At 66.9% G+C, this 3,206-nt stretch carries 1 protein-coding gene; it reads right to left on the reverse strand.

The window, feature by feature from the left end; genetic code table 11:
* Positions 1-3,206 (reverse strand): amino acid adenylation domain-containing protein (locus ACH49N_RS38870; protein ID WP_358278819.1); only part of this gene is annotated, 3,206 nt, incomplete at both ends.

Here is a 3,206-nt window from a genome sequence, read left to right on the forward strand (position 1 = left end):
GATGTCTTCCCAGGCGGCGGCGAGGTCGGGTACCAGGATTCGCCAGGACACGCCGTCGACGGCCAGGTGATGGATCACCAGCAGGAGTCGGCCCTGCGCCGACAGGTCGCCGTTGCGGTGGTCCCGGGAGGCGTCGAACCAGACGGCCTGCAGCATGACGCCCCGGGCCGGATCGAGCCGGTCCTCGGCGAGGGTCAGCTGGTCACTGATCATCGCCCCGAACTCGGGGCCCCGGACCGACGGAGTGTCGATGCGCGACAGCAGGTCCGACGCCTGGATCGCTCCGACGGGGAGCACCTCCATGGCCGGTCCGGTGTCCGAGCGCCGCAGCCGGCCGCGCAGCATGTCGTGGTGGTCCAGCACCGCCTGCACTGTTCGAGCGAGCGTGTCGAGGGACAGGCCCGGAGGCGCTGTCAGGACTGCGGCTTGAGAGAACCGGCTGATGTCGCCGCCGCGCCCCAGCAGCCAGTGCGCGATGGGCGTCAACGGGAGCGCGCCGACGCCCCCGCCGGGAAGCTCCGCGAGACCCGTCGGCTGAGCGATGGTGGTGACCTCGGCGAGCGCAGCCACCGACTTGCGTTCGAACACGTCGCGCGGGCTGAAGAACATCCCTGCCGCCTTGGCACGGGCCACCAGCTGGATGGCCATGATGCTGTCGCCGCCGAGCGCGAAGAACGAGTCGTCGATGCCGACGGTGTCCAGCCCGAGGACCTGTGCGAACAGTCCGGCGAGTACTCGCTCGGTGGGAAGCGACGGAGCCCGGCTCGACGTGACGCGCTCGGTGAAGTCCGGCGTCGGTAGCGCTTTCCTGTCGAGTTTGCCGTTCGCGGTGAGCGGCAACCGGTCGAGGACGACGAGAGTCGCGGGCACCATGTGCGGAGCCAACTCGGCACGGGCCGATTCCAGCACCGATTCGACGTCGAATTCCTCATCGGGGACCCCGGGTACGACGTAACCGATGAGCCGGTCCACCCCGTTGTCGTCCGTGTGGACCTGCACCACCGCGTGCACTACTGCCGGGTGCCGTCGCAGCGTGATCTCGATCTCTCCGGGTTCGATGCGGTAACCGTGCAACTGAACCTGGAAGTCGCTGCGGCCCTGGTACTCCAGCTGCCCGTCTCGATTCCACCGGGCGAGGTCACCGGTGCGGTACATGCGGGTGCCGTGACCGGCAGGATCCGCCACGAAGCGGGTGGCGGTCAGCTCGGGCCGATTCAGATATCCTCGCGCGAGCTGACTGCCTGAGACATACATTTCACCGAGCACTCCCACCGGAACAGGGTGCAGTCGGCGATCGAGGACGCCGACGCGCAGCCCGGATATGGCCCGGCCGATGACCGACGCCCGTGCCGTTGCCGCCATTGTGCGGTCGAGTGCCAGCGCGCTCACGTGGACGGTCGTCTCCGTGATGCCGTACATGTTCACCAAGGTGGGGGCATCGTCGTCGTGACGGGCGTACCAGCGGTCGAGTTGACGGAGATCGAGGGCCTCGCCGCCGAAGATCACGTAGCGCAGCGCCGTATCACCCTGTTGCGCAGCGGTGTCGGGCGTACTGGCATCCGCCTCGATGAGCTGGTAGAACGCGGTGGGGGTCTGGCTGAGGACCGTGACGTGTTCACGGCGGAGCAGTGCGAGGAACGCTTCCGGGGACCGCGCTGTGTAGTAATCGACCAGCACGGCTCTGCCGCCCCTCAGCAGAGCGCCCCAGAGTTCCCACACGGAAAAGTCGAACGAGAACGAATGGAACAGCGTCCACACGTCGGAGTCGTCGATTCCGAACCGGTCGAGGGTGTTGGCGAACAACGTCAGAACGTTGCGGTGCGACACCACAACGCCTTTGGGATGGCCGGTAGACCCGGACGTATAGATCACGTACGCAGCACAATCCGGGGTGAGTGCATTCCGTCGGTCCGTCTCTGTCACAGGAGCCGGTGAGAAGCCGCTCGCCGCCGTGATCACCGCTTCGGAGTCGACCACGACGTGCGGAATGCCGGTGTCCGGCAGTGACCCGTCGATCTCGGTGGACATCACGACGCACAGGGGGCGCGCATCGCCGAGCACGAACGCGATGCGCTCCGCCGGATAGGTGACGTCGAGGGGTAGGTGCGCGGCTCCGGACACCGTGACCGCGAGCCATGCGACGACGGAGTCGAACGAGCGTGGGAGCGCGACGGCTACCGAGGATTCCGGACCCGCGCCGATCGAGATCAGATACCGTGCCAGGCTGTTGACGCGGGCCGCCAGCGCGGAATAGGTCGTCGTCGAGCTGTCCACCGTGAGAGCACCGGAAGCGGGGAACTGCGCAGCGACTCGGGCGAAGCGGTCGGCGAGGGTGTCGGCGCCCGAGTCGGTGCCGGGCTCGTTCCACTGATGTGCGACGGTGTCGCGTTCAGTGTCGTCAATGATCTCGATATCCCCGACGGGGAGGTTGGGGTCTGTCGAAACCGCCTCGAGTATCCGGACGAAACGCTTCACGAAGCCCTCGACGGTGTCGCGCTCGAAAAGATCCCCGGCGTAGGTGAAGGCGGCGGATACGCCGGCGGGTGAGGAATCTTCGGCGAGATGTTCACGCAGGGTGAGTTGCAGGTCGAACTTCGCGGCACCGAAATCGGTGTCTACGGCTTCGACCGTCAGGTCCGGCAACTCGAGAGAGATCGACTCGGCCCGGCCGAACTCGATGAGAACCTGGAACAACGGTGAATGCGCGGTGGAGCGGCCGGGGTCCAGTTCCTCGACGAGCACCTCGAACGGCAGATCGGCGTGAGTGAAGGCGCCGAGGTCGGCGTCTCGGGTGGTGTCGAGGAGTTCGGCGAACGATGCGGCGGCCGTCACCGGAGTACGCAGCACGACCGTTCCGACGAACATTCCGACGAGGTCGTCGAGGGCGGGCTCGCCGCGCCCGGCGACGGGCACACCGACAACGATGTCGGAACTGTCGGCGAGCCGGGCGAGCAGCACGGTGAACGCCGCGTGGAAGGCCATGAACATCGTCGCCTCGTGATCCCCGGACAGGGCGGACAGTCGGCGATGGACCTGCGGATCGATGTCGAAGTACACGGATTCGCCGCGGAGGGTGCGTTGTGGTGGTCGTGGGTGGTCGGTGGGGAGGGAGAGGAGGTCGGGGAGTGCGTGGAGGGTGTTTTTCCAGTAGTGGAGTTGGGTGGTGATGAGGCTGTGGGGGTCGTCGGTGGTGCCGAGGAGTTGGT

The sequence above is a fragment of the Rhodococcus sp. NPDC019647 genome (assembly GCF_044389235.1).
Classification (GTDB): Bacteria; Actinomycetota; Actinomycetes; order Mycobacteriales; family Mycobacteriaceae; genus Rhodococcus_F; species Rhodococcus_F oxybenzonivorans.